This window comes from Desulfofalx alkaliphila DSM 12257, assembly GCF_000711975.1.
Classification (GTDB): domain Bacteria; phylum Bacillota; class Desulfotomaculia; order Desulfotomaculales; family Desulfohalotomaculaceae; genus Desulfofalx; species Desulfofalx alkaliphila.
This window is the reverse complement of sequence record NZ_JONT01000007.1, coordinates 125,069-151,744: the sequence shown is the minus strand read 5'-3', so window position 1 is coordinate 151,744 and position 26,676 is coordinate 125,069. Positions and strand designations below refer to the sequence as shown.

Below are 26,676 nucleotides of genomic sequence, written 5' to 3'. Positions count from 1 at the left end.
CGATAAAGGCGAACCATGCCCTTACAACAGGGACATCTATCAAAAGAAGGAAAATTGTTTTCCTTTCCCAAACGGGCATATTCTTCTAAATCGATTTTAAAGTCATGATAAACGACCACAAAAATCACCCCGAAGCATTTTGCAAAAATTATAGCAAAATGTCGGGGTATAGGAAACATTGTCTAACCGGGTTAATTTGAAAAAACTCTTCAGGTTAGGAAGAGGATAAAGAGGCAAGTGACACCAAGCCTAGTCCGAGCCATACGGCCCACCAGTCTTCTTTTTTAATTAGGTCTAACCATCCACTGCTTTTCACAGCAGGCTTAGAAGCCACTTTAATTCCTCCTTAAACTACACAATTTTGATCTGTGATGTATGTCGACAACATCAATTAAAAAGGTGCTTTGTACTTTAGCGCTAAGCGGCATATTCATATTATTGATATAAAAGGCACATCTATCATATTAATGGTTAACATAATAAATATCCGTCTTATAGCTGACAATTATTCAGATTCCCGAATTTTGAGATATTTTGATGCATATTGTCGATATTTGCCAGGGTTTTTTATCATAAAACAAGTTATACATTGACAACTATCTATATCTAGGAATACAATATATATAGATAGTTATCTATATGTATTGATTTACTAAGGAAGGTGCCAAGGTGGAAAATAAATACAGGGATTATGCATTGCTTATGAAAGCTCTCTCAGACGAAACAAGGGTTAAGATATTTCATATGCTTTCTCAGGGTGAGCTTTGTGCTTGTAAAATTTTAGATGAATTTAACATTAAACAGCCGACTCTTTCATACCACATGAAAATTTTAAGCGAAAGTGGCCTTGTCAATGGTAGGCGTGATGGGGTTTGGATGAAATATACTATTAACAAGGATAGTCTTGTAGTACTAAATAAATTTTTTAATGATATTACTTTAAACCTAGAATGCCCAGAAATATTCAAATAAATGCTTAGAAGGTCTATTGGAAAAAGGAAAGGGATCGGTTCTTTAATAAATAATTTAAGGAGTGGAACCTATGGGTGATATAAATAAAACTGATATTAGAAATATTGTCCGTGTAAGTTATGGTAAAATAGCCGACAGCACGGCAAACGGTGGAGGATGTTGTAGCGGTAGTATTGAAATTAAAGGTTCTACCCAAAAAGTATCAAAAGAAATTGGGTATTCTGATGAAGAAATCTTAAATGTACCAGAAGGAGCTAACATGGGGCTAGGTTGTGGAAATCCTCAACTTATTGCAGAGATAAAAGAAGGTGAAACAGTAATTGACCTTGGAAGTGGAGGAGGATTTGATTGTTTCTTGGCATCAAAAAAGGTAGGGCCCAAGGGATATGTAATTGGAGTAGATATGACTCCTGAAATGGTGAGTAAGTCAAGGTTTTTGGCAAAGAAACACAATTATACGAATGTAGATTTTAGATTAGGAGAAATTGAAAATCTTCCGGTAGCTGATAACACAGCAGATGTAATTATCTCAAATTGCGTAATAAACTTATCCCCTAATAAACAAAGGGTATATAATGAGGCATACAGGGTATTGGTAAAAGGTGGTAGAGTTGCTATTTCTGATGTAGTCCTAATTAAAGACCTGTCAGAAGAAATGAAGCAAGATGAAAAACTTTATTGTGGTTGAGTTGCCGGTGCCTCTTCAGTTGAAGAGATAAAAATGTATTTAAAGAAAGCCGGTTTTAGTAACATCAATATTGAAACTAAAGAAGTACCTGAGGAATATGCTAAAAAATGGGCACATAATTTAAGAGTTGGTGAGTATATTATGTCTGCTTCAATAAAGGCAACGAAATTGTAATAGTTTACTATAAAAACTTAAACCTTTCATGGGGCTTTTTTTTACCCCTCAGCAAACCTTGGGAGCAAGCAAGCTCTTAAGGGGCTGAGGGGTTTTTTATTAATAAGCAAGACGAATAATTTCGCCTATTTCATAATACAAATTGGAAAATATTTGATATAATGTAATCAATTGGTTATTAAAGAAAGGTTGTTGGACTTTACAACTACAGAAAAATGGACATTCCATTTTCTGAACATCCCTAGAAAGAAATATATGATTAAGAAGGATAGATAATATGTCAAATATGGTGCCAAAAACTAACGAAAGTGATGCCAAAATCCACAAAGGGATAATCGCCCGTGGATTAGAAATTAGTGCAACCCTAGGGACATGGGCTGTGCTTGTTTTTGCCGTCGTCTGGTTATTGGCAGCCATCGGCTGGTATATGCTGGCCCGTCTATGGTGGCAGGAACTCTTTGTGCCCGATGCTGTGGCTTCTCTTATTAGAATTGGCTTAATCACACTTTTATGGGCGGTTCTACTGGGTTGCAGCGCCTTGTTATGGGCCGGTTATCATAAGCGGCGTTATTATAAAAACAATAGGCGCAAGGTTTTGCCTTTAATAATGGAATCGAATGATCCCCATCAAAACCCTATTATCGGTATAAATGTACAAGAAGACTTTAAGGATGATAAAGGAAGGGTGGTATTGATGAAGGGGGAAGTTATCACTCCGGAAATCATTGATAGAATAACTGCCCGCGGGCTTTATGGCATCTTTGTGGTTTATTTGACAAAACAATTATTAGAGACTATCAAGGAATAGAAAAGAAGATAGAAGGGGTTCAAATGACAGTATACGGTTTTCTTAGTTGGTATGTTTTTATTTATCCTTTTTATATAAGTGTAGTATGGGTCGTTTTAGGGCTTTATTACTGGTGGCGTCGGGAAAGGGACCCAGATAAAGAAAGAAGCAACTGGCCCGATCATTGGCCGCCTGTGACTATTCTTGTGCCTTGCTACAACGAGTCGGCCAGTATTGCTGCCACTTGCACTAGCTTAATGATTCTATCCTATCCCAATTATAAAGTGGTATTTATTAATGATGCTTCCACCGACGATACAGCAGCAATTATAGAAGGTATGATGCGCCATAATAAAAATTTTCACCTTATAAATCTTGAAGAAAACGGCGGTAAGGCCCGGGCTTTGAATTACGGCCTGGACACTGTGACAAGCTCAATAACAGTAGTAATTGATGCCGATACCCTACTTACCCCTTCAGCACTAAAATACCTTGTTGCCCCATTTTGTACCCAGCCGAGGCTGGGCGCAGTTACTGGCAATCCTTTTGCCCTTAAACGTAATAATCTTCTTGAAAAAATACAAACTGCAGAGTTTTCGTCCATCATTAGCTTGATTAAACGTGCTCAAAGGGTTGTTGGACGTGTGTTTACCGTATCCGGCTGTGCCGCTGCCTATAGGACAGAGGTGCTGAAAGAAGTGGGCGGCTTTTCGCCCTATACTGCCACTGAAGATATTGATATTACTTGGCGTATGCAGCGCCATTTCTATGAAGTTTGGTTTATGCCGCAGGCAATAGCTTTTATCCAGTGTCCGGCCACGGTCAAGGAATACTGGAAGCAAAGGAAACGCTGGGCCTTAGGAGGCTGGCACCTTTTGCGTACACATAAAGGTATATTTAAAGACCTTAGGTACCGCTATCTCTATCCAGCCTACCTGGAGACGGTTTTGAGTTTTTTCTGGTCCTTTGTATTTGTATTGGGATCAGTCTTTTGGGTTACCACATATCTATTTGAATTAGCACCAATGGGGGTTAGCCCGATTCCGGCCTGGCTTGGGGCCCTTATCTCCATTGCCTGTATTGTCCAAATGGCAACATCCATATTCATTAATAGACGTTACGATCCCACACTGTACCGGTCTTTTTTCTGGGTTCCCGTGTATATTTTCTTTTTCTTTGTTGTCGGTGCATTAACCATAGTGTGGACAGCACCAAAGGGCATTTTTGGCAAACTTGAGCATGCCGGTAAATGGGAAAGCCCTGAGCGGAGGACTTTAGGTGCTTAGTATTGTTTAGGGCTTCTCCGAAAGGAAGGGTTTTGATTGAGGCGCGCATGTGGTTTTTTGTTGTTGGTATTAATACTTACAAGCTATCTTGGCTGTTCTCCTATGCCTAAAGAACAAGCAACTCAAGCTGAACATAAATTGGAGGGGGATGGCTTGGTAGTTCTCTGCTACCATAGAGTATTGCCTAACACAGTGCTAAATTGGGGCCGCTTGGTAGATCCAACTGAATCGGAATTCTCCCTTTACACCGTTAGCAAAGAAGATTTTGCTTCTCAATTGGATTTTCTACAGGAGCAAGGAGTGCGTTTCTTGACGCCCCAAGAGGCAGAAGATTATCTGGTTGGTAAGAAGCATTTTTCCGGTAAGCTTGCACTGGTTACTTTCGATGACGGTGATCTCAGCCTATACAAGCATGCTTTTCCGGTGCTTAAGGATAAACAAATACCTTTCTTACTTTTCTTTATTCCCGGTCAGGCTAATGAAAGATGGGAAGGTTTTACCATGTGTTCATGGGAGCAGGTTATGGAGATGATGGACGGCGGTCTTTGTACGGTGGGTCTACATACCTATGACCTTCATTATTACGATCCGGTAGCTGTAATGCCGGTTTTTAATCACCCAGAAAAGGCAATTCTTTTTGAGGAAGATACCAAAAAAGGAATTGAATTGCTAGAAAAGAAGCTAGGCACAGAAGTGAAATGGTGTGCTTATCCGTACGGTTTTGGTACATCTCGAACCAATGAAATTATTATATCCCATGGGATACCTAATAATTTTACATTAAGTGCAAAGGTGAATAGACCGGGCAGCAGTCGTTCTTTTATCGGGCGGGTAATGGTTACAGCGCAAAGCTGGCCCAAGGTAGAAGGCTGGGTACTGGAGCACCATAATAAAGGTGCAGTCCAAAATAGTATGTAGTTATGGAAATGATATTCTAAAAACATAAATGAGCGAGGAAGAAATTAAAGCAGGTTCGGGAAGATATCGGAATACTTTAGATGCCTAAAAAGGTTATGTCGATATGATGAAAAATAAGCAAATCAAGAGGATATTGACATATTTAGTAGAATTACATCAAGTAGCAATTTTTATTTTATATTTTTTTCGGGAACGATGAGGTACAGTTTGTATTTGGCTACTTGAGCTATATGGAGTCAGTAGTACCAACCCACCGTGCAGGTTATTTATTTACCTGTGCGGTTTTATTAACTAACGGGCTAAATGATTGTTGTATTACCTTATTAATTATCTAAATATTCTACCAATGTATTCATTAAAAATAGTGCTTTTGGAATTAGGGGCTAGTCCGAAGTAGAAGGAGAAGGAACAATGCCAGTACCAAAAATAGGTGTACCGGAAACGAAAACAGGTAGTGAAAAAAGATATATAAGTGTAGATAAAAAGTTTTGGATTGGACATTCCTTTGCTTTGGTATGGATGATTTTTTCTATTATAATTTCACTTCCCTGGTTAAATGATCTGAGTCAAATAATTAGCATGCCGCTTGCCATTTTAGTCATTGCCGGCATAGGCTACATTCCCGGATATATTAATGCTTTTATTGTAGTAAGCTTGCTATTAGACCGTCAACCACCATATAAAACATTGAGTCCTAACGAGCCGGTTACAATAGTTATTGCCTGTATGAATGAAGAAAAAGTAATAGCGAACACTTTATGCTATGTCAAAAATCAAGATTATATAGGTGAAATTCAGGTTATTGTGGTTGACAATGCTTCTTCGGATAAAACATCCATTGTGGACCAAAGGGCAGGGGAACGGCTGGGTTTGGATCTTAAAGTTCTTTATGAAGAAAACCCTGGCAAATATAATGCCCTAAATAAGGCTTTGGGTTATATTAAAACTGACTATGCCATTACGCTGGATGCAGATACCCTGTTACATAGATCGGCTGTTCGTTACATTGTTTCACGTATTAAATCGGCCCCGGAAAACGTATGTGCCGTGGCGGGTGCCGTATTAGTAAGGAATAGTAGACAAAATTTATTAGCCCGGCTTCAAGAATGGGATTATTTTTTAGGCATTGCCAGTATAAAGCGAATGCAAGGTTTATACCAGGGGACCCTAGTCGCCCAAGGGGCTTTTTCCATTTACAAGGTAGATGCATTAAAGCTTGTGGATGGCTGGCCCAATGCCATTGGGGAAGACATTGTTTTGACTTGGAACTTTTTAAAAAATGGGTTGAAGGTATATTTTGAGCCACTGGCTGTGGCTTTTACAGAGGTACCCATCACGCTGAGGCACTTGGCCAGGCAAAGGAGCCGCTGGGCAAGGGGCATGATTGAGGCTTTAAAAATCGTCAAACCATGGCAGCATCCAATAAAATATGTACGCTACTTAACAGGTATTAATTTGGTTATGCCTTTTTTGGACATCGTTTTTACATTTTGTTGGATGCCTGGATTAATACTGGCTTTATTTGGGATTTTCTGGATTGTAGGACCGATGACATTATTTGTTCTGCCGTTGGCTCTAGTGCTAAATTACATTCTTTATAATTATCAACGCTATGTATTTAGGAAACTAGAATTAAGAATTCGCAAAAATTTTTTAGGGTTTATTTTATACGTACTAATTTATCAAATGTTAATGAGCCCTATGTCGGTATGGGGTTATATTCAGGAGCTATTTCTTTTGAAGCGTGTTTGGAAGTAATGGTAATTTCAGCCTGGCAGTACTGGCCGTGAAAATTATATTCTGCTAATTTGCAGACTTTTCTTCTACCAGGCTGGTCGCTTACCGTAGCGCTGTACCAAGAAGAACCATGGCACAGTAAGGACGATTCCCCTTTTTTCACATAAAGAACAATAATCGCTGAGTTTTCAGTTTTTCTGCAGCAACCGGCGGATAAGATAGCAAAACAGGGTGCTGTCCCTATTAATTAAGGACAACACCCTGTTATTAATGTTTGTATTTTTTGTTGACCCGGCTAAGATCTCTGCCTATCTTGATAAAAAACATCGCTCTTCCTCTTAAAAGCAGTTTGGGAGGAAGAGCTTGGTACTATGATCTTGACTCTAATGGTCTTGATTTTAGTACACTTATATTATAACAGAAACAATTACAGTATGACAATAATTTTGGTGATAATTACCACATTTGTTATTACTTTTTATTTCTGAATAATGAGGCAATGATCCCACAAACTAGCAATATACTGGTTATAGCCATCACCACTTGGAAACTTTCTATAAATATCTGCCTTTCCACAAGGGTGGAAGAAATCTCCCGGGAGGCCAGTTTGGCAGCATAAACATTGCTAAATATGGCCACTGTCAGGGCTATACCCAGTACGCTTGCCACATTGCGGGCCAGTGAAATTAAACTGCCTACCACCCCAAATCTATGCTCAGCCACTGAACCCATGATGGCACTGTTGTTGGGTGCCTGAAAAATTCCCCTCCCAACACCCACAATAAAAAGCCTTAAGTAAATATCTGCCTTAAGACTGTATAATCCCAAACCGAGGAGTGAAAGCTGCCCCAGTAAGCTTACCACAAGCCCAAAGGTGGCAATGTATACCGGCTGAATCCTGTCTGATATTCTTCCGGCAAAGGGGGCGGTAATGCCCATTGCCAAAGGTATTGCTGTAAGCATTATTCCCATCTCGGAGGCCGAAAGAACCAGTACTTCTTGTAAATAAAAGGGCATGAGAAAGTTAATGCTGATTAATCCCACAAAGGAGAAAAAGTTAGCTAAAATACCGCCAACCAACATTCTGTTTTGAAAAAGGGATAGGTCTATCAGGGGGCTGGCATGTCTTTTTTCATTAAAAACAAATAACACTGCAAAAACTACAGATAAGATAATTGCAGCAATTACATACTTGTTCCAGGAATACTCATTGGCATTGGAAACCCCCAATATAAAGAGCAACATGGCAAGGGTAAAAAACAAGGCGCCGGTTCCGTCAAATTTAATTTCAGCTTCAGCTTTTTCCGATTTTAGTTCGGGAAGTATCTTAAAAGAGATAATATAAGCCGCTATACCAAAGGGAACCACAAACCAGAATACTGAACGCCAGCCGAATAGGTCTATTAATAACCCTCCGATACCGGGGCCGGCAAGGGTGCCAACTGCCACAACGGTATTGGAAATTCCCATGGCCTTACCCCTTTCGTTTTCTGGGAACACAGAGGCAACAATTGCCAGGGTGTTAGCCATGGTCATGGCAGAACCCAAAGCTTGAATAACTCTAAAAAGAATAAGCATCAAGGCAGAGGTGGCAAAGCCACAGAGAATGGAACCGATTGAAAAAATAAGCAGTCCGGTGCTGTAAATTTTTTTTCTGCCTGAAACATCTGCAATCTTGCCAAAAATGGGTAGTAAAGAGGCAATTACTAACATATATGCAGATACTACCCACTGGGTTATTTCCAGTTGGACTTCAAACTCGGCTGCAATAAACGGTAAGGCCGTATTGGTAACTCCGGCACTTAAGGTTGACATTAAAGTTCCTAATCCCACATTAAAGAGTACCAACCATTTTGAATAAGTTTTTTCTGTCTGCAAATCTTCTACTCCTTTTCCGACACAAAAAAGAACCCTTGGGAATTGCGATAATTTCCAAGGATGCAGAAAACTTCATATAGTCAGTTGCCCGGTAATGCTGCTACTCCGTTAAGCCACTGCTTTTAAATATATTATAAATATCTTTTTCCTGTGGTGAGATAGGACAGTTGGCTATGTTTTTAGCCTGCATTGTTTTTTCTACGAATAACTGCTGCTCCGATTCACTTAGCTTAATACTCACCTGGGGCAGCACCTTTGCCAATAAGCGACCCACCTCATCCAGGTTTTGGCAGTCCATTGCCCTTACCACCCGGGCCACCTTGTCTGGGCTGCCTTGGCCCAAAAATTCCAAGGCTGCTTTCAGGGTTACTCCGTTGGCTAAACCATGGGGTAGGTTTTTGTAGTAGGTTAGCGGGTAGCCCATGGCATGTACCATATTGGTGGCTGTTTGGGATATTACCATACCGGCAAGCATAGAGGCATAAAGCAGTTCTGCACGCTCATCCAGCGATATGTTATTGAGGTCGATGTTTTTTAACACCCGACCGATGATAGTGATACTCTCCAGGGCCAGCAAGTCGGAAATAAGGGTGGCCCGATTATTGATAAACCCCTCAATACTGTGACTTAAAGCATCCACTGCTGTGTTGGCCGTAACATACCAGGGTAAATTAAGCATATAGCGGGCATCCATATATGCAATTACCGGAAAGAGATCGTCCCCTGCGATGGATTTTTTAGTTTCTTCCTTATCCACAGTAAGTATGGAGTAGGGGGTTACTTCGCTGCCTGTGCCTGCGGTGGTGGGCACCGCCACCACCGGCAGGGCAGACTTAACCCACCTTTTAGTCAGTAATTGGTCTTCTTCGATGTCATTCACTGCCAGTACAGCCACTGCCTTTGCGGCATCTAAGGGTGAACCGCCGCCGATACCCACAATAAAGTCGGCCTTCATTTGCCGGGCCAGCCTTGCGCCCTGGTAAACGGTATTCACCGAAGGGTTTTGCTCCACCTGGTCAAATACCCGGTGGTCAATGCCTTCTTTATCTAAAGCATCCACCATATCCTTTAGTGAGCCGTTTTTTTTCGATGAATTACCCCCGGTTACAATTAAGGCTTTTTTGCCAAATTTACTCATTTCAGCACTGTATTTATCTACACACTCTTGTTCAAAAAATACTTTAGTGGGACAGTAAAAGGAAAGCTGCATTATGTAAAACCTCCTTGACTAGTCTGTGTATAACTATAGTTTAACATAAATGGTGCATAGCACCAACAAAGCTTCAGTGCAATAAAAAATTTAATAAAAATCGAAGGATATTGCCAGTGTATTGTGTAATAACATCAAGTAAATCCGAACACCGGGGGTGACGGTTTGAAAGCATCGGCCGCAATACTGGCGGGGGGAAAAAGCTCCCGCATGGGTACAAACAAAGCCTTTTTAGAGGTGCGCAGCTGCCGCATTATCGATCACACAATGGATGAGCTAAAAAAAGTAAGTGACGATATTTTGCTTATTACCAACAAGCCGGAAGAATACAAGGGGCTGGGGGTAAGGCTGGCCAAAGATATTTATCCCGGCATGGGACCCCTTTCGGGCATACATTCGGCACTGGTACATGCAGGGCACCGGGCAGTGCTGGTGGTGGCTTGCGACATGCCTTTTATTGAAGCCGGTTTAGCCCGGTATTTAATTAGCTTTGCCGATGATTATCAGGTGATTATTCCGGTGGTTGATGGCTACCATGAGCCACTGTTTGCCGTTTACTCCACATCATGTGTTCCTCATATTGAAAGGTGTATCCTTCAGGGTAAAAGGCGTGTGATTGACTTTTTTTCCTCAGTGCGGGTAAAATATGTCAACGAAGAAGAAATCAGTAAGGTGGCTAATTTAGAGCTGGTATTTTATAACGTCAATACGCCTAAAGAGCTGGCGCTGGCTAAAAAAATCAAAGCAAAGAAGCAGGAGGCATAATAAGTTGCGTATTTTTTATCCCGATATGTATGTTAGCGCCCTTCAAAACATAGATATTGAACAGCTTAAGCAAAGGGGCATCAAAGCACTTATTTTTGATTTGGATAACACCATTATACCCTGGGGCAGCAATGACATGCCCGATGAAACGGTGGCTTGGTTTGCCAACTTAAAAGAACAGGGCTTTAAAGTCTGCATCGTCAGCAATAATAGCAAGGACAGGGTGGCCCAAATGGCGGGCATATTGCAAATACAGGCCATACATAAGGCAGCTAAGCCCCTGAGAAGGGCATTTCTTCGGGCAGTACAAATGATGGATGTGCGCCCCGAAGAGACGGCCATGGTGGGAGACCAAATATTCACCGATGTTTTAGGGGCCAATCGACTGGGCCTCTATACAATTTTAGTGATGCCCATAAATAAAAGGGAGTTTATCGGCACCCGAATTAACCGGCAACTGGAAAAGTTGGTGCTGCGCCGCATTAGGCATCAGTTAATAAAATGAGGTGAGTAACTTGCAAATTGACGGCAAAACCACCCTGTGTGGTCTTTTTGGCTATCCTGTGGCACATTCCTTTTCACCGGCCATGCACAATGCCGCCTTTCAGGCTTTAGAATTAAACTGGATTTATCTGCCCCTCGAGGTAAAACCGGAGCAATTGGGCCAGGCGGTGGATGGTTTGCGGGCCTTTAATATGGCCGGTGTTAACGTCACCGTGCCCCACAAGGAGGCGGTGATACCTTACCTAGATAAGCTAGACCAAGGGGCCGCTGCCATTGGGGCTGTCAATGTCATTGTAAATTATGAAGGAAAGCTTACCGGCTACAACACAGACGGGGCGGGTTTTACCCGGGCCTTAAAAGAGGAAACCGGTTTTAATCCCTTACATAAAAAAGTAGTGATTTTAGGTGCCGGCGGTGCTGCCCGGGCGGTGGCGGTACAGCTGACCTTGGAAGGGGCCAAAGAAATTGTGCTGGTTAATCGCACTGTCCCAAGGGCACAGGCCCTGGCCCAAACCGTTGAGCGTATGGGTACCCCTGGCAGGGTGTTAACATGGCAGGAGCCGCAGCTGGCTGAAGCCATGTCAGGGGCAGATTTGGTGGTGCAATCCACCAGCATTGGCATGCACCCCGCAGTGGATTACTGCCCCCCTGTGCCCCAGGGAGTCTTTCGTCCGGGCCAGCTGGTGTGCGATTTAGTATATAATCCCATGGAAACAAAATTTTTATCCGCTGCCGCTAAGGCTGGGGCCACCACGGTAAGTGGCCTGGGCATGTTGCTTTATCAAGGGGTGCTGGCCTTTGAACTGTGGACCGGACTTGATGCTCCGGTGGAGGAAATGAAAAAGGCATTATACCGCCAGATAGGAGGTAAATAATGTTAAGATTTTTAACAGCCGGTGAATCCCACGGGCCTGCCCTCACTGCCATAGTGGAAGGCTTACCTGCGGGGTTGCCCTTAACCCAAGAATATATTAATTACCAATTGGCCCGCCGTCAGGGTGGGTACGGCCGGGGTGGCCGGATGCAAATTGAAAAGGATACCGTCAATTTCATATCCGGTGTGCGCGGCGGATTGACGCTGGGCAGCCCGGTGACCATGCAAATAGAAAATAAAGATTATGTTAACTGGTCAAATATTATGGCTTCGGGCCCGGAGGCCGATACCTCCCAGCGGGTGGTCACAAGGCCCCGGCCCGGCCATGCCGATTTAACCGGGGCCATTAAGTATCGACACAATGACATCCGCAACGTACTGGAACGGGCCAGCGCCCGGGAAACTGCCATCAGGGTGGCGGTGGGCAGTGCTGCCCGGCGGATGCTGGAAGAAATAGGTGTCAAACTGGTGGCACTGGTGCGCCAAATCGGCGGTGTATCAATTGAAGATAAAGACTACCATGTCAATGAATTATGTGAATCATTAACCGATTCCCAGCTGATGTGCCCTGACCCGGCAGCCGAAAAAAAGATGATGCAAGAAATTGACCGCTGCAAAGAAGAGGGGGATTCCCTTGGCGGTGTATTTGAAGTGCGGGCCTATAACTTGCCGGTGGGCCTGGGCAGCTATGTGCACTACGACCGGAAGTTAGACGGCCGCTTAGCCGGGGCCTTAATGAGCATCCAAGCCATCAAGGGGGTAGAGGTGGGTGCCGGATTCAGTGCAGCCGCTTTGCCCGGCTCAAAGGTGCACGATGAAATATTTTACAATGAGGAAAGAGGCTACCACCGGGTGACCAATGGGGCCGGGGGGATAGAGGGCGGCATGACCAATGGCCAAACAGTTGTGGTGCGGGCGGCCATGAAACCAATACCCACCTTATACAAGCCCCTGAAAAGTGTAGACATGGGCACTAAAGAGCCCTTTGAGGCTTCGGTGGAACGTTCTGACGTATGTGCCGTGCCCGCCGCAGCGGTGGTGGGTGAAGCGGTGGTGGCCTGGGAATTGGCCGTGGCGGTTTTAGAAAAGTTCCCCGCTGACAATTTGTATGACCTAAAACAGGCGGTGCGGCGGCATGCTGAATATGTAAGGCAGGTGTAGCATGAAGAACATCGTTTTAATTGGTTTTATGGGTTGTGGAAAGACTGTGGTGGGTAGAAGATTGGCAGCCCGGCTGGGCTTAAAACATGTGGATACCGATAGGGAAATAGAGAAGGTAACCGGTAAAACGGTGGCCCAACTCTTTGCCAAGGACGGCCCCATCCGCTTTCGTTCCGAGGAGACCCTGCTGCTGAAAAAAATGGACGGTAAAAGAGGCCTTGTGATATCCACAGGCGGAGGCATGGTGCTCAACCAGGAAAACGTAGAGCTTTTAAAGACCGATGGCATACTGGTGCACCTGTACGCAGATGCCCAGGTGATTTACAACCGGGTAAAGGGCAAGCGCGAACGGCCGCTGCTAAACCGGGGGGACTTAAAAAAGCGCATTGAGACACTGCTGGAAGAACGAGCCGGAGTGTATGATGTGGCCGAGCTGACCATAGACACCGGTAAGTACACCTTGGATGAAATAGTGGAGCAAATAATTCAGTACCTAAGAGAAAGGAAGTATATTCAGTGAATACTGTTTTGCCGGTAAACCTAGGGGGGCGCAGTTATGACATTATAATCGGCCCCGGCCTTCACCAAGGGATAGGTGACCTTTTAGCCCCCCTTAATATAGGTAAAAAAGTACTGCTTGTAAACAACCCCAGGGTGGGCCGATTGTACCGCCAAACTGTGGAACAGGCCTTACAACAAAGGGGTTATGGTGTTACGGTGGCCGAGGTGCCGGACAGTGAAGAGGCTAAAAGTATACAGCAGGCGGCACGATTATATGATGTAATGTTTGACGCAGCAATGGATCGCAACAGCGCGGTCTTGGCCTTGGGCGGTGGCGTGGTGGGGGATTTGGCCGGTTTTGTGGCTGCCACCTACATGCGTGGGGTACCTTTTGTGCAAATACCCACCACCCTGTTGGCCATGGTGGACAGCAGTGTGGGTGGTAAGGTGGCCGTTAATCACCCCCAAGGGAAAAACATTATCGGGGCCTTTTACCAGCCCAAGTTGGTGCTGGCAGATACCGACACCCTGGCTTCTTTGGACAAAAGAGATGTGCTGTCCGGCCTGGCCGAAGTAATTAAGGCTGCATTGATTAAAGATGCTGATTTCTTTAATTGGCTGGAAGAAAACATCCACCGGGTGCTTGCCTTAGAAACCCAATCCCTGCAGAAAATTATAGAGCTATCCTGCCGCATTAAAGCCCGGGTGGTGGAGTCAGATGAAACCGAGCAGGGTTTAAGGGCCATTTTAAACTATGGTCATACCGTTGGCCACGGCATAGAAACCCTTTCTGGCTACGGTATTTACCGCCACGGTGAAGCGGTGGCCATGGGCATGGTGGCCGAAGCACGGCTGGCACTGCAGCTGGGCCTATTAACGGAAGCCGATGTGGAGCGCATAGAGAAATTGCTGGAAAATTGCGGACTGCCCACCGCTGTGCCCAAGGGAATAAATGCCCGGCACCTGCTGGCTTCCATGTACAAAGATAAAAAGGTGCTGGATGGTTTGCTGACCTTTGCGCTGCCGGACGGAATCGGCAGGGCAGTAATTAAACGTGATATTCCGGAGCAGCTGATATTAAATACCTTTAATTAAGGGGGGAGGGCGTTTTGAAGCTGATAACCTTTATGCTGGGGTTGGTGATTGGCAGCTTCCTTAACCTCTGCATTCACCGTATCCCACTGGGTATATCGGTGATAACCCCGCCTTCCCACTGTCCTAAATGCAATTATCGGCTGGGTGTAGTGGACCTGGTGCCGGTGATTAGCTTTTTACTGCTGAGGGGTAAATGCCGCCGGTGCAGCGCTAAAATATCAGTGCGCTACCCACTGGTGGAACTGTGCTGCGGTGCTGCCTTTTTGGGTTTCTTTTTGTATTTCGGCCTTTCCCTTGAATATGCTGCTGCACTTGTACTGTTCAGCGGGCTGCTGGTTAGCTCGTTAATTGACATAGAACACCGCATTATACCCAACGGTGTTAACCTGGCCATGGCTGTACCGGCTGTGCCGCTGCTGTTACTTCAATCCGCTGAACTGCTTTTAATGGGGCTGTTTGGGGCCCTGGTAGGAGGCGGATTGCTGCTTCTGGCGGCAGTGCTTTCTAAGGGAGGTATGGGCGGCGGCGACATTAAACTGGCCGCGGTGCTGGGCCTTTACCTGGGATGGCCCCATATATTATTGGTGCTGTTCGGTGCCTGCCTAATGTGTTCAACGGTGGGCATAACATTGGTGCTGCTAAAGAAAAAGACCTTAAAGGATATACTACCCTTTGGCCCCTACTTAAGCATAGCTGCTTTAACAGTGTTATTGTGGGGTGACGAAATAGTTAGTTGGTATGTAAGTACGCTGCTAAAGGGAGGTATATAAATGCATATCGACAAGCTTTTAACAGAGGCATACCACAGGGGAGCTTCCGATGTGCATATCACCGCTAGCTCGGCCCCTGTCTTTCGCCTCAATGGGCTGCTGCAGCCTTTAGAAGGCTTGCAAAAACTTACCCCCAAGGATACCGACGCCCTGGCCAGGCAACTAATGACGCCGGAGCAGTACAATCAATTTATTAGCGCCGGCGATTTAGATTTTGCCTATCAAATTGCCGGTTTATGCCGTTTTCGGGTAAATGTCTACAAACAGTCAGGCAGCGTAGCCCTGGCTGTCCGCTTGATTAACCTAACTGTTCCTTCCCTTGAAGAACTGGGTTTGCCCCAGGTGTTGGGCCATTTATCACAGAAAGCCCGGGGCTTGGTGCTCATTACCGGGCCCACCGGCAGCGGCAAATCCACCACCTTGGCCTCAATGATTGACTTGATTAACAATACCCAGCACTGTCACATCATCACCTTGGAAGACCCCATTGAATTTATCCATAATCACAAAAAAAGCATCATTAATCAGCGGGAGGTCGGTCGGGATACCGCTTCCTTTACCCAGGGGCTGCGGGCGGCCATGCGTGAAGACCCCGATGTTATTTTAGTTGGCGAAATGCGGGACCCAGAAACCATAGCCACTGCCATTACCGCCGCTGAAACCGGGCACCTGGTTCTCGGCACCCTGCACACATCCAGTGCCGCCCAAACGGTGGACCGCATCATTGATTCTTTTCCGCCCCACCAACAGCAACAAATACGGGTGCAGTTGGCCAATACCATCCAAGGTGTGGTGGCTCAACAGCTAATACCCCGCATGGACAGGCCCGGTCGGGTGGCAGCCCTGGAAATAATGGTGGCCACCCCAGCCATCCGCAACTTAATTCGAGAGGGAAAAACCTATCAAATTCTTTCTCAAATTCAAACCGGGGCTAAACATGGCATGCAAACCCTGGATCTATCACTAAAGGACTTATACTCCAAGGGTATTATCAGCCGGGATGAAATGTTAAAGCATTCCGTTGACAGCCAATTGTTAGAGAGGATGTTGTGAGGAAATGTACCACAAATATTTCGGTAAAAAACTGACCGACCTATTATTTGAAAAGGGCCTCATCACAGAAAGGCAGCTGCAGGAAGCCATAGTTGAACAGAGAAAAACCGGTGAAAAACTGGTTAAGCTGTTGGTGAAGGCAGGATTGGTAAGCCAAATTGATATTATTAATCTGCTGGAAAAGGAGTTGGGTATTTCCCAGGCCAACATTCCCTTAACAGTTGCAGCCACGGTCCTTAGCAAGTTACCTGAACCAATGGTTCGCCGACACCGGGTTTTTCCCGTCAGAATAGAGAACAATGCCCTTGTGGTGGCAATGACCGACCCTTTAAATCCCCTGATCATTGACGAGCTGCAGCAGCAAACTAAGATGGAAATTAGGCCGGAAATAGCGACAGAAGAACAGATAGATGCTGCCATAGCAAGACATTTTGAAGTGGCAAAGTTAGAACAGGAAATGATGGTATATGAAAGGCAGACCAACACCTATGGCCACCCAAAGGCAGAGGACAACTCCACCTTGGTCAGGCTGGTCAATTCCATCATTAAACAAGGCATAGATGGGCGGGCCAGCGATATCCACATCGAACCCGGGCCGGAGTATGTACTGGTACGGCAACGGGTAGACGGCATGTTAAGGGAAATGATGCACCTGCCCTTAAGTTCCCACAGCGCAATTATATCCAGAATTAAAATTATGGCCAATATGGATATAGCAGAAAAAAGACTGCCCCAAGACGGGCGGGCGGGGCTGGAGCATGGTAATAGCACAGTTGACCTGCGCGTTTCGGTGATTCCTGCCGTTTTTGGCGAAAAAGCGGTTATCCGCATTTTAAAGAAGGACAGGCAGCTAATGAATATTTCCCGTTTAGGTTTTAGCAAAGAGAATTTCGAAATATTCAAAACACTGACCTTGTCCACCTCGGGCATTATTCTGGCTACAGGACCCACCGGCAGCGGCAAAAACACCACACTCTATGCGGTGCTGCATGGCCTTAACTCTCCGGAAAAAAACATCATCACCATCGAGGACCCGGTGGAATACACCATTAAGGGGATAACCCAGGTACAGGTCAATAGCAAGGTGGGCTTAACCTTTGCGCTGGGACTGAGGTCAATATTGCGCCAGGACCCCGATATAATTATGGTGGGCGAAATACGGGACAAAGAAACGGCGGAAATAGCGGTGCGCGCTGCCACCACGGGGCATCTGGTTATTAGCACCATGCACACCAAGGATGCGGCAGATGCGGTGTATCGGTTGATAGATTTGGGAGTATCGCCTTTTTTAGTGGCCTCTAGCCTGTTAGGGGTGGTGGCACAGCGTCTGGTACGGAAAATTTGCCCCCACTGCCGGGAAGCAAGTAACAGCCAACAGGGTGAGCAGGTACAGCTTTTACTGCCGGAGCTGACCCGGAAAAGCGGTAACTTTTTCCGAGGCAGGGGCTGCAGTTACTGCGACCACACCGGTTACTACGGACGTACGGGTATCCATGAAATATTAGTGCCCGACAGACAAATAAAGGAACTGATTGTCCGGGGAGTTTCTGCCGGCACCTTGAAAAAGGCAGCAGAACAAAAGGGAATGGTTACCCTGCAGAAAGATGCCATCCATAAGGTTGCCGAGGGCTTAACCACAATAGAAGAAGTAAAGCGGGTTCTATATACAGTATAAGGAAAATTGATAAAAGGTGCTGCTTAATCGGAATCCATCGTATCAGGAGGCCAAAATATGGGGAAGAGAAAACTGTCGGTAGATGAACAGATAGATTATATGAAAAATAAAAGTGGCATACAGTTTAATGTCATTAATGAGTAAGAAGCAAAAAGCTTTTTAACAAATAATACTTACTACTTTAAGATAAAATCCTATGCAAAAAACTATGAAAAGTATTTAGAAGGGGAGAAAGTCGGTAAATACATTAATTTGGAGTTTGCTTATCTTAAAGAAATGTCAACCTTAGATATGTATTTTAGAAGGGTTATTATGAAAATAGCTCTGGATACAGAACATTATCTAAAGACCCAACTACTCAGAGATTTTGCATGTAACGATAAGGAAGATGGATATAGTATTATAGATGAACTTTTTTTAAAATACCCTTATATAAAGAACAAAATCAGCAAAAAAGACTCTGCGTGCTCCGATTTGGTAAAAAAATACAAAAAGAATTTTGCTATCTGGAATATAGTGGAGGTATTAAGCTTTGGTGACTTTACTAAATTATATCAGGTATATTATGAGAAATATAAGACTAAGGGTTCTATGGAGAAATATTTGTGGTCTGTACGATTTTTAAGAAACGCAGCGGCTCATAATAGTTGTTTGCTAAACAGTTTGCGAATACCTTATAGCAAAAGAGTAACTCTGAATATGAGGATTATGAACTTTATATCTAAAATTGATGGTATTTCCAGAGTAGCAAGAAGTAGCAAAATGAAAAACCCGGTCAGACACGACTTTGTTGTTACATTGTATGTTTTTAATAATGTTGCCACCAGTAAAAAGCTCAAGAAAAAAACCATGGGAGAATTAAAAGACTTAATAGATGGTAGGTTTATAGCTAATAAAGAGTTTTTTATAAAGAACCATTTCCTGGAGTATATTAGCTACCCAGCTTATTAGTATAAATTAAACCAAAGCCCAAGCTCTGAATCCTTATGCTTTAGGGCTTTTTTTATGCCCAATTTTGGAGTGGAAGAAAACCGGATAGATACAAAGATTATCTGTTAAAAACGATAAAGTCCCCGCAAACCTTGCATCTAAAGGTTTGTGGGTTATTTATTAAACAAAAATACAAAAGGTGTAATTACTTGTAAAAATTATGTAAATTGAGAAGGATTTTTCTCCCAATAAATAGAATATTAAAAATATTAGATATAAATATATTCTTGTAAACTGTAGTCTTGGTTTTTTAGTAGAAATATCAGTTAAATTTGGTGTTTTCCAATGAAAAAAACTTTTTATTATCGTGCCAAAGACCTAAGCAACAATTTAAGGGAGGGTGTAATAGAGGCAACAGATACCATGGCCGCGGTGGCTGAATTGCGGCGGCAAAATCTATATATCATACATATTAAGCCTCACCCCAGCGGTATACAAAAACTAAAGGAAGGCATTGGGTTTTATTACTGGCCGTCGGTCAGCAGTAAAGAGCTGGCGGTATTTTGTCAGCAGCTGTCGACACTTATCAAGGCCGGAGTGCCTATTCTTAAGGCGTTGCATCTGTTGACGGAGCATACTGAAAATAAAGGTCTTAAAAATATTTTAAATAAGGTGGTAGTGGAACTAAATTCAGGCAGTACGCTTGGGGAAACATTTGAGCAACACCCTGACCTTTTTCCTCAATTTTTCATTGGCATTATTAAAGCGGGGGAAGAGAGCGGAAAATTAGAAACGGTACTGGATAGCCTTGGCAAGTATTATAAAAAAGAACATGCAATAAAGGCAAAATTAAAGACAATAGTCATCTACCCGCTTTTGGTAATGGCTTTTTCCGCCATAGTATTGACAGTGCTCTTGTTGTTTGTGCTACCTAATTTTGTGGGCACACTGCAAAGCTTTGCGGTTGAACTGCCCTGGATAACAAAGGTTTTAGTTGACCTTGGGGCTGCAGTTAATAAATTTTGGTATTTATTTTTTATTCCGCTGTTAATTATTGTGGCCGCAGCCGTTTATTACCCTGCCTTGTTAAGGGAAAACACTAAAGCTAAAAATGCCATAGATAAATTGGTGTTCAGTTTGCCTTTATTTGGTCCCCTGTTTATCAAAGTTTATATGGCAAGGTTTTGCCGCTCCTTGGCTCACCTAATAGAAAACGGTGTACCCCTGTTGACTGCCCTGGAGACCACAAAGGAAATTATTAATAACAGCTTAATATCCGGGGTAATTACCGAAGTACAAAGGGAAGTGCAGCGGGGTGGAACGGTGGCAGAAACACTACAAAAAAGTACCGTTTTTCCCCGGATGGTCAGCCGTTTGGTGGCGGTGGGAGAGCAAAGTGGTGATTTACAGCGAATGCTGGATAACGTCGCAGATTTTTATGAAGATGAGGTGGATGTGACGGTTTCCCGGCTGTCGGTGGTATTGGAACCGTTACTGTTATTGGTAACGGCTTTTTTTGTGGCCTTAATTATGGCTGCCATGGTGCTGCCCATGTTCAATGTTATTGAGGCCATTAATTATTAAAGCTTTCTAGGGGGATGTGTTATGGATAAAGGGTGGTGGCGAAACCAGGGTGGTTTTACCTTGATGGAAGTGATGGTGGTACTGCTGATTATGGGGGTGCTGGTGGCCATTGCAATGCCCGGTTTTAGCGGCCAGGTGGAAAAGGCCAGAGTGAGCCGAACCATGGCAGAGTTAAAGTCAATGCAGACGCTGGTGGAGCTTTATAACCTAGAGCACAGTGAGTACCCGAAGGCTGAGCAATTTAAAGAGTTGATGGCAGAAAACGGTTTAGGTGATATCAAAGATCCCTGGGACAGGGAATACAGCTATACCCTTAATGGCAAGGGCTATATAATTTTGTCCCATGGGCCCAGCGGTGAGGGCGATGCCGCCGATAATATATATATCACCAATAACACCAGGGAGCCCAAACAGGGTTCCCCGGGCGGCGATGATTAATCAATGGGCAAGTACAAGCACTTAAGCAACTGCCGGGCTTTTACCCTGGTGGAATTGGTGGCGGTGCTGGCTGTTATGTCAATTATATTGGCGGTGGCCCTGCCTAAACTTAACGGTCACCTGGGCAATGCCCGGTTGGAAACAGCGGCCCTGCAAATGGCCGGGGATATTCGTTACCTGCAGCAGCTTGCCGCCACCACAGAGGAAGAAATGTCTAACTATTATCTGCTATTTTCCCCCACTGAACATAAATACCGGCTCTTTAAAAACCACCAATCTTTTAAAACAGTGACTTTGCCGCCGGGCGTTAATTTAGAGAGCACTAATTTTCCTAATAATCGCTTAAATATAAGTGTCAAAGGTTTGCCCTCCGGCGGCGGTGGAACGGTGGTGTTATCCAATAAAGATACCCAAAAACATAAATACGTGGTGGTGGCCAGCATCACCGGGCGGGTGCGGGTCAGTGAAACCCCTCCCTAAGCCGGTGCGGAATATACAAGGAATGACGCTGCTGGAGCTGGTAATTGCGCTAACAATAATTGGCATTGCTGTAATACCCTTGTGCAATATGTTTTTACAAAGTAAAGGGATGGCCAATTCCGGTTTGCATACCACCCAGGCCATTTACTTGGCCCAGCATGTACTGGAGACGGTAAAGGCAGAAGAGTACCACCGGGTGACATCCCATGGCTGGCGACCCCTTGACCAAGCCCCCTATGCCGGTGAATGGCGATACCGCTTACAGGTTGAACAATGCCCGAGCCAGCACCGCTTAAAGGAAGTGACGGTGGTGGTCAGTTACCCCGGGCCATGGGAACAAGAACAAAAAACCATACAGTTGACCATGATTAAGGCCCAGAGGTGAGGGCAGTGTTAAGAGGGCGAAACCAGCAGGGTTACACCTTATTAGAATTGATGTTGGTAATCACACTGCTGTCCATTATAATGACAGCTGTTTTTAAATTTATGCTGCAGGGCAGCGCCATGTGGTGGCAGGGCCAGCGGCAGATTGATGTGCAGGAAAACCTATCCATTGCCCTGGATAAAATTTCCCGGGAGCTTAGAAATTGCGATAAATTACTGTTTGTCAATAGCACTGCCGGTTTTCAACCGGACTTAGACAGCCAAATACTTTGTTTTTACTTTGACTACAAAACGGTAAGTTATTACGTGGATGACAAGAAGCAGCTTTGCCGCACCTTTGGCAGCGGTTTGCCGGTATCGTCCCATGTTAAAGAGCTTAAATTAGAGTATTTTAATTCTGATGGGCCCATTGCACCGGGAACCCAAGCCCATGCGGTGGATAGGGTAGAAATAACACTGGTCGGCTCCGGGGAAGGCACACCGGACCTTGTATTAACCACCTCGGTGGCTATCCGTACATTTGATAACTAAGGCCCTGGCCAGTGTCCTGCGCCCTTGGGTTTAATTTATGGCCAATGGAGAATGTGGTGGGAGCTTATGCTTTTTAACTGCCAACGGGGGCATATGCTGCTGCTGCCTGTGAGCCTTATGGCGGTCTTATTTTTATTGGGCGGCAGTTATTTGCACCTGTCATTTAACACTAAAGAAAGTACGCTGTTACAAGGTGAGCGTATACAGGCTTACTATGTGGCTGAAGCGGGCGTTGAGATGGCGCTGGCCCGGTTGGCGGCTGACAGCAACTGGTCGGTTTGGGCACCGGAATTTGCCGGCCCGGTGGAATTTGCCGGCGGGCAAATCAGGGAAGTTAATGTTAACAAAACAGCAACGGGCCCCAACTGGGTTACTGTGCAAATTACCTCGGTGGGTGTCTATAAAAAGGCCAGAAAAACTTTAATAGTGACGGCACGTATTACCCGGCCCTCTGGGGATGAAGAAGGGAAAATAGCTATAGTTTCATGGCGGGAAAAATACGGGCCCTTTTAAGGTGTGAGGGGCATGATTAAAAAGTTTTTTAACAGGGGCTTCTATACGGGGGTTGATGTGGCAGAGCGGCAAATCAATGCGGTGCAGATTAGGCTGAAAGGGGGTAAGCCGGAGGTTACCGGTAGCGGAACCGTTAGCCTCAGTGCCAAGAACACAGAAATTAATAATGAAGAATTGGCTAATTCGTTGAGGCAATGCTTTGCAAAAATAAACTACCGGGGAGAACCGGTTATTACAGCGCTACCTAACCATCAACTGCTGATGGGCACCGCCACCTTTCCTCTCTTGAGCGGAAAGGAATTGGCCACCGCAGCCCATTACGAAACTTGCAATCAATTTCAAATAAATGAAAGGGATTATATTACCGAACATTTACCCATTAATATAGATGAAGAGGAAGAGCAAATAGAGGTGCTCTTGATAGCTGCCCCCCTTGGTCAAATACACCGGTATCATCAAGTGTTTAAACTGGCCGGGTTAAAGCTCAGTGTCATAGATATTTACCCCGCAGCCCTATGGCGCTTATCCCGGAACCGGTTGACTAAACCCGGTTTTAGCTGTGCCATGTTGCATTTGGACGGTGCCAACACCCAGCTGTTAATGGTGGCCGATAAAAAAATTCAGTATGTGCGTCCTTTGAACTATCAAGGCAAAGAAGGGGCTGCACTGGTGGAAGAAGTCAATAGGGCACTGGCCCTTTACGCTTATCGTCCAAACCATAAGCCCATAGAAAAAATTATCCTCACCGGTGTAGAGGATTTACATATGGTATTGGTCCAATATTTAGAGGCTAAGCTGGGCTTGCCGGTACATACAGACTCAACCTTAGAACCTGCCCTGGCAATGGCATTTGGCCTGGCCGTCAGGGAGAGTGACCCATGAAGAATAAAGTAAATTTATTGCCGAAAAAATTGCAGCCGCAGGCGCCGCTGAAATTATCCAGGCTGTGCCAACTGACGATGATAGTTGTGGTGTTTGCCGCTATCCTTATGGCTTATGCTGTTTTTTCAGCGGATTTAAACAACAAGAGGGAAATGTTACCTGTAATGCAGAAGGAATTGGATGCACTGCTGCTGATTGGCGAAAGGATGCAGCAAACCGGTGACACCAATCAGGTGCCCGGCCTCTTGGCGAACAAGATTAAATGGCATCAGGTGTTGGCAGATATAAAACAAGGGCTGCCGGGCGGGGTGTGGTTAACGGAAGTAAACTTAATTGAACACAACTTAAGGGACGCAAAAGGGCAGTTGGTGATAAAAGGTAGCGGTGAAAGATTATCATCAATTGGTCTATACATCCACAACCTGCAGCAGCTACCTTATATTGGGCAGGCAGAACTGGTCAACAGCCGGCTAAATGAACAGCATGATACCATGGAGTTTATCATACATATTACCTTTCCGGAGAGTGGAGATGAAATATAGACTTACTCCCAGAGAACGGGTGTTATTAACGGTGCTGCTGGGCCTGGTGGTCTCTTATGTGGTCTGCGGCCGCTGGTTGGGCCCCCAGTTAAAAGAGTATATTGGTTTAAGCCGACAGATAAAACACACCGCCGAACAATTGGAAGAGGCAAGGGCGGTGGTGTTTAGCTTGCCCGCTAAAAGGGATGCCGCCGGTCAATACTATATTAAAGACATGCGGGACGGCAACCTCTTTGTGGCAATGGATAATGCGGCCAATGACCACCAGGTAAATATTGTAAGGCTGACGGCACAAGCGGTGGGTGAAAATAGCGGCTATCCGGAAATGCCCTTTGAAGTGGTGGTGCGGGGCAACTATTCCCAGGTGCTTTCATATTTAGAGTGGTTGGAGAATTCTTACCCCTGGGGCAGTTGCAGCAGCATTTCCCGGTTTACCGTCACCCCAGCCCCATCCTCTGACACAGAGGAAGTGGATATTATACTGACCTTGATATTTTACTCCCATCCCCAACCCACAGGGCAGGTGCAAATTCAATACCATAATTTGCATAATAACTTGCAAAATGGTGGACAATAACTTAGTGTTCAGTCTAATATATAAAATAGCTTTCTAAAAGAGGTAGGTGTCTATACATATGGATAAAAAGGTGTTACAGCAAGTATTAGAAGCTGCACTGTCTAACGGGGGGGACTTTGCAGACGTTTTTGTGGAGTATAAAAGGGGCACAGGCATTGGCCTGGAGGCAGGCCGTATTGAACGGGTGCAGTCGGGCTATGAGGCGGGAGCCGGTATTAGGGTGCTGAGCGGTGAAAACACCTCTTACGGGTATACCAACGACTTGAGCAAAGAGGGTTTAATTGAAGCTGCCAAGTTGGTCAGCCATGCTGCCCGGGGCGGCAAAAAAGACTATAACCTGGACTTGACCAAACTGCAGCCCACAGTGAAATTTGAGTTTAAAAAACGTCCCGAAGAAATAGCCACCGAGCAAAAGGTTGAGGTGGTAAAGGCGGCTGAAAGGGCTGCCCGTTCGGTTGATGACAGCAAAATAAAACAGGTTATTGTGGGTTATGGTGACAGTGTGCAGCAGGTGGTAATTGCCAACAGCAACGGCGATTATGTGGAAGATGAAAGGGTGCGCACCAGGCTGATGGTTAATGCCGTGGCCGCTGACGGCGGCACCATTCAAACGGGTTATGATGCGGTGGGCAGTATGTGTGGCTTTGAGCTCTTTGATCGTTTTGACCCCGAACAAATTGCCCGGCATGCAGCGGAGCGGGCGGTAAAAATGCTGGATGCTAAACCGGCACCCACAGGCAAGATGCCCTGTGTAATGGCCGGAGAAGCGGGGGGGACCATGGTGCACGAAGCCTGCGGGCACGGCTTAGAGGCAGATTTGGTCCAGCGGCAGTTATCTGTTTATGCCGGCCAAAAAGACCAACAGGTGGCCTCTGAACTGGTGACGGTAATTGATGATGCCACCATGCCGGATCAATACGGTTCCTACAGTTTTGACGATGAAGGGGTAGCTTCGCGCCCGGTGGAGCTAATTAAAGACGGTGTATTGACAGATTTTTTATATGATCGTCTCACTGCCAAAAAAGAGGGACGGCAGCCCAACGGCCATGGGCGCAGGCAATCTTATCAGGAGAAACCCATTCCCCGAATGGCCAATACATATGTTGCTGCCGGTAAAACAGATCCGGAGGAAATTATTAAAGACACCAAAGAAGGTTTGTTGGTCAAAAAAATGGGCGGCGGCCAGGTAAATACCACCACCGGGGACTTTGTCTTTGATGTTGCCGAGGGTTACTTAATAAGTGACGGAGAAATAGGGCCCATGGTAAGGGGTGCAACGCTCACCGGTAACGGCCCGGAGGTGCTGAGAATTGTAGACCTGGTAGGCAGCGACCTTGGTTTTGCCATCGGCACCTGCGGTAAAGACGGCCAAGGGGTGCCGGTATCGGACGCCCAACCAACCATGCGCATCCCTAAAATAGTGGTGGGTGGCACGGGTGACCCTGTATCACCCAATGGGGAGATTAAAAGACTAACCGCCCAGGATATGCCCAGGGATTATAAAATTAGAAGATTATAGCCTTCATGAAAATTTGCAGCCGGTTTATTGGTTTTTTATTTTAGCGCTTTTGACCTTTACGTACAGACCTAAAGCCCCAAACGAAGCCAAATACCCCCATCGCTACTAAAAAACCAACAAAGAGAATTTGCGGTATGGTCATCTATATTCACCTCTTAATTATACTGTTTAGATATAATATCAAAAAAAATTACCGAGCGCAAAAAGGCCCGGTCAAAAAGAAAAGGGTGGATATGCTTAATGATTAT

The 26,676-nt window shown here is 45.1% G+C and carries 27 protein-coding genes and 1 pseudogene; 26 read left to right on the top strand and 2 right to left on the bottom strand.

What is annotated here, in order from left to right:
- The first annotated feature begins 669 nt into the window (after positions 1-669).
- From BR02_RS0105395 to BR02_RS0105370, 6 genes are all read left to right on the top strand, one after another.
- On the top strand, positions 670-972 hold the full coding sequence (locus BR02_RS0105395) for an ArsR/SmtB family transcription factor (protein WP_031514948.1): 303 nt from the start codon (positions 670-672) through the stop codon (positions 970-972).
- Positions 973-1,042: 70 nt separating this feature from the next.
- Positions 1,043-1,834, top strand: a complete 792-nt coding sequence (gene arsM / locus BR02_RS14360; protein ID WP_157834925.1) for an arsenite methyltransferase — start codon at positions 1,043-1,045, stop codon at positions 1,832-1,834.
- A gap of 277 nt (positions 1,835-2,111) precedes the next feature.
- A complete protein-coding gene (locus BR02_RS0105385) occupies positions 2,112-2,642 on the top strand; it encodes a hypothetical protein (RefSeq protein ID WP_031514946.1) in 531 nt (176 codons plus the stop codon).
- A 23-nt stretch (positions 2,643-2,665) separates the two neighbouring features.
- Positions 2,666-3,907 (top strand): glycosyltransferase, encoded by a 1,242-nt coding sequence (locus tag BR02_RS0105380; RefSeq protein WP_034638891.1) that lies wholly within the window; start codon positions 2,666-2,668, stop codon positions 3,905-3,907.
- A 102-nt stretch (positions 3,908-4,009) separates the two neighbouring features.
- Entirely contained in the window at positions 4,010-4,825 is an 816-nt protein-coding gene (locus BR02_RS0105375; protein WP_169738573.1) for a polysaccharide deacetylase family protein, read from the top strand.
- Between the two features lie 411 nt (positions 4,826-5,236).
- Positions 5,237-6,583 (top strand): glycosyltransferase family 2 protein, encoded by a 1,347-nt coding sequence (locus BR02_RS0105370; protein WP_031514940.1) that lies wholly within the window; start codon positions 5,237-5,239, stop codon positions 6,581-6,583.
- A 450-nt stretch (positions 6,584-7,033) separates the two neighbouring features.
- Here BR02_RS0105370 and BR02_RS0105365 read toward each other — a convergent pair whose 3' ends face one another.
- Together BR02_RS0105365 and BR02_RS0105360 are read right to left on the bottom strand one after the other, a co-directional pair.
- Entirely contained in the window at positions 7,034-8,440 is a 1,407-nt protein-coding gene (locus BR02_RS0105365; RefSeq protein WP_034638890.1) for an MFS transporter, read from the bottom strand.
- A 100-nt stretch (positions 8,441-8,540) separates the two neighbouring features.
- Positions 8,541-9,650 carry an iron-containing alcohol dehydrogenase family protein gene (locus tag BR02_RS0105360; RefSeq protein ID WP_031514936.1) on the bottom strand — a complete coding sequence of 370 codons (1,110 nt, stop codon included), beginning with the start codon at positions 9,648-9,650 and terminating at the stop codon, positions 8,541-8,543.
- Positions 9,651-9,815: 165 nt separating this feature from the next.
- On the opposite strand from BR02_RS0105360, the gene mobA reads away from it, so the two are divergent.
- The 20 genes and pseudogenes from mobA (at position 9,816) to BR02_RS0105260 (ending at position 26,428) form a co-directional block, all read left to right on the top strand.
- The gene (mobA, locus tag BR02_RS0105355) at positions 9,816-10,415 is read left to right on the top strand and encodes a molybdenum cofactor guanylyltransferase (RefSeq protein ID WP_031514934.1); all 600 of its coding nucleotides are present in this window, start codon (positions 9,816-9,818) and stop codon (positions 10,413-10,415) included.
- A gap of 4 nt (positions 10,416-10,419) precedes the next feature.
- Positions 10,420-10,920, top strand: coding sequence for a YqeG family HAD IIIA-type phosphatase (locus BR02_RS0105350; RefSeq protein ID WP_238442408.1), 501 nt, complete (start codon positions 10,420-10,422; stop codon positions 10,918-10,920).
- Position 10,921: 1 nt separating this feature from the next.
- The gene (locus tag BR02_RS0105345) at positions 10,922-11,794 is read left to right on the top strand and encodes a shikimate dehydrogenase (RefSeq protein WP_031514930.1); all 873 of its coding nucleotides are present in this window, start codon (positions 10,922-10,924) and stop codon (positions 11,792-11,794) included.
- Positions 11,794-12,954, top strand: coding sequence for a chorismate synthase (gene aroC, locus BR02_RS0105340; RefSeq protein WP_031514928.1), 1,161 nt, complete (start codon positions 11,794-11,796; stop codon positions 12,952-12,954). The genes BR02_RS0105345 and aroC overlap by 1 nt, the downstream gene beginning before the upstream one ends.
- 1 nt (position 12,955) lies before the next feature.
- Positions 12,956-13,474: a shikimate kinase gene (locus BR02_RS0105335; RefSeq protein ID WP_031514926.1), complete on the top strand. Its 519-nt coding sequence runs from the start codon at positions 12,956-12,958 to the stop codon at positions 13,472-13,474.
- Positions 13,471-14,550, top strand: coding sequence for a 3-dehydroquinate synthase (aroB, locus tag BR02_RS0105330; RefSeq protein WP_031514924.1), 1,080 nt, complete (start codon positions 13,471-13,473; stop codon positions 14,548-14,550). Before BR02_RS0105335 ends, aroB begins: the two co-directional genes overlap by 4 nt.
- A gap of 14 nt (positions 14,551-14,564) precedes the next feature.
- Entirely contained in the window at positions 14,565-15,320 is a 756-nt protein-coding gene (locus BR02_RS0105325) for a prepilin peptidase (RefSeq protein WP_238442407.1), read from the top strand.
- Positions 15,321-16,373, top strand: a complete 1,053-nt coding sequence (locus BR02_RS0105320; protein ID WP_031514920.1) for a type IV pilus twitching motility protein PilT — start codon at positions 15,321-15,323, stop codon at positions 16,371-16,373.
- Between the two features lie 4 nt (positions 16,374-16,377).
- Positions 16,378-18,048, top strand: coding sequence for a GspE/PulE family protein (locus BR02_RS0105315; RefSeq protein ID WP_031514918.1), 1,671 nt, complete (start codon positions 16,378-16,380; stop codon positions 18,046-18,048).
- Positions 18,049-18,219: 171 nt separating this feature from the next.
- Positions 18,220-18,999, top strand: a pseudogene (locus BR02_RS14355) (Abi family protein); the annotation flags it as partial.
- 324 nt (positions 19,000-19,323) lie between these two features.
- A complete protein-coding gene (locus BR02_RS0105305; protein WP_031514916.1) occupies positions 19,324-20,562 on the top strand; it encodes a type II secretion system F family protein in 1,239 nt (412 codons plus the stop codon).
- 21 nt (positions 20,563-20,583) lie between these two features.
- Positions 20,584-21,000 (top strand): type IV pilin protein, encoded by a 417-nt coding sequence (locus BR02_RS14350; protein ID WP_034638887.1) that lies wholly within the window; start codon positions 20,584-20,586, stop codon positions 20,998-21,000.
- A 3-nt stretch (positions 21,001-21,003) separates the two neighbouring features.
- A complete protein-coding gene (locus BR02_RS0105295) occupies positions 21,004-21,480 on the top strand; it encodes a prepilin-type N-terminal cleavage/methylation domain-containing protein (RefSeq protein WP_031514912.1) in 477 nt (158 codons plus the stop codon).
- A gap of 4 nt (positions 21,481-21,484) precedes the next feature.
- Entirely contained in the window at positions 21,485-21,865 is a 381-nt protein-coding gene (locus BR02_RS0105290) for a type IV pilus modification PilV family protein (protein WP_169738572.1), read from the top strand.
- A 5-nt stretch (positions 21,866-21,870) separates the two neighbouring features.
- Positions 21,871-22,395: a PilW family protein gene (locus tag BR02_RS0105285; RefSeq protein WP_031514909.1), complete on the top strand. Its 525-nt coding sequence runs from the start codon at positions 21,871-21,873 to the stop codon at positions 22,393-22,395.
- A 51-nt stretch (positions 22,396-22,446) separates the two neighbouring features.
- The gene (locus tag BR02_RS0105280; protein ID WP_207640981.1) at positions 22,447-22,908 is read left to right on the top strand and encodes a hypothetical protein; all 462 of its coding nucleotides are present in this window, start codon (positions 22,447-22,449) and stop codon (positions 22,906-22,908) included.
- Between the two features lie 12 nt (positions 22,909-22,920).
- Positions 22,921-23,790 (top strand): type IV pilus biogenesis protein PilM, encoded by an 870-nt coding sequence (gene pilM / locus BR02_RS0105275; RefSeq protein WP_031514905.1) that lies wholly within the window; start codon positions 22,921-22,923, stop codon positions 23,788-23,790.
- On the top strand, positions 23,787-24,332 hold the full coding sequence (locus BR02_RS0105270; RefSeq protein WP_031514903.1) for a PilN domain-containing protein: 546 nt from the start codon (positions 23,787-23,789) through the stop codon (positions 24,330-24,332). Before pilM ends, BR02_RS0105270 begins: the two co-directional genes overlap by 4 nt.
- Positions 24,322-24,909, top strand: coding sequence for a hypothetical protein (locus tag BR02_RS0105265; protein WP_031514901.1), 588 nt, complete (start codon positions 24,322-24,324; stop codon positions 24,907-24,909). Before BR02_RS0105270 ends, BR02_RS0105265 begins: the two co-directional genes overlap by 11 nt.
- Before the next feature lie 58 nt (positions 24,910-24,967).
- Entirely contained in the window at positions 24,968-26,428 is a 1,461-nt protein-coding gene (locus tag BR02_RS0105260) for a TldD/PmbA family protein (RefSeq protein ID WP_031514899.1), read from the top strand.
- Positions 26,429-26,676: the final 248 nt, after the last annotated feature.

What these genes read in the sequence shown, in the direction of transcription:
- BR02_RS0105380 (WP_034638891.1), top strand. Translation starts at nt 2,666, where the DNA reads ATGACAGTATACGGTTTTCTTAGTTGGTATGTTTTTATTTATCCTTTT.
- BR02_RS0105270 (WP_031514903.1), top strand. Translation starts at nt 23,787, where the DNA reads ATGAAGAATAAAGTAAATTTATTGCCGAAAAAATTGCAGCCGCAGGCG.
- BR02_RS0105305 (WP_031514916.1), top strand. Translation starts at nt 19,324, where the DNA reads ATGAAAAAAACTTTTTATTATCGTGCCAAAGACCTAAGCAACAATTTA.
- pilM (WP_031514905.1), top strand. Translation starts at nt 22,921, where the DNA reads ATGATTAAAAAGTTTTTTAACAGGGGCTTCTATACGGGGGTTGATGTG.
- BR02_RS0105385 (WP_031514946.1), top strand. Translation starts at nt 2,112, where the DNA reads ATGTCAAATATGGTGCCAAAAACTAACGAAAGTGATGCCAAAATCCAC.
- BR02_RS0105335 (WP_031514926.1), top strand. Translation starts at nt 12,956, where the DNA reads ATGAAGAACATCGTTTTAATTGGTTTTATGGGTTGTGGAAAGACTGTG.
- BR02_RS14350 (WP_034638887.1), top strand. Translation starts at nt 20,584, where the DNA reads ATGGATAAAGGGTGGTGGCGAAACCAGGGTGGTTTTACCTTGATGGAA.
- BR02_RS0105260 (WP_031514899.1), top strand. Translation starts at nt 24,968, where the DNA reads ATGGATAAAAAGGTGTTACAGCAAGTATTAGAAGCTGCACTGTCTAAC.
- BR02_RS0105360 (WP_031514936.1), bottom strand. Translation starts at nt 9,650, where the DNA reads ATGCAGCTTTCCTTTTACTGTCCCACTAAAGTATTTTTTGAACAAGAG.
- BR02_RS0105320 (WP_031514920.1), top strand. Translation starts at nt 15,321, where the DNA reads ATGCATATCGACAAGCTTTTAACAGAGGCATACCACAGGGGAGCTTCC.
- BR02_RS0105375 (WP_169738573.1), top strand. Translation starts at nt 4,010, where the DNA reads ATGCCTAAAGAACAAGCAACTCAAGCTGAACATAAATTGGAGGGGGAT.
- BR02_RS0105265 (WP_031514901.1), top strand. Translation starts at nt 24,322, where the DNA reads ATGAAATATAGACTTACTCCCAGAGAACGGGTGTTATTAACGGTGCTG.
- aroC (WP_031514928.1), top strand. Translation starts at nt 11,794, where the DNA reads ATGTTAAGATTTTTAACAGCCGGTGAATCCCACGGGCCTGCCCTCACT.
- BR02_RS0105370 (WP_031514940.1), top strand. Translation starts at nt 5,237, where the DNA reads ATGCCAGTACCAAAAATAGGTGTACCGGAAACGAAAACAGGTAGTGAA.
- BR02_RS0105315 (WP_031514918.1), top strand. Translation starts at nt 16,378, where the DNA reads ATGTACCACAAATATTTCGGTAAAAAACTGACCGACCTATTATTTGAA.
- BR02_RS0105280 (WP_207640981.1), top strand. Translation starts at nt 22,447, where the DNA reads ATGTGGTGGGAGCTTATGCTTTTTAACTGCCAACGGGGGCATATGCTG.
- BR02_RS0105295 (WP_031514912.1), top strand. Translation starts at nt 21,004, where the DNA reads ATGGGCAAGTACAAGCACTTAAGCAACTGCCGGGCTTTTACCCTGGTG.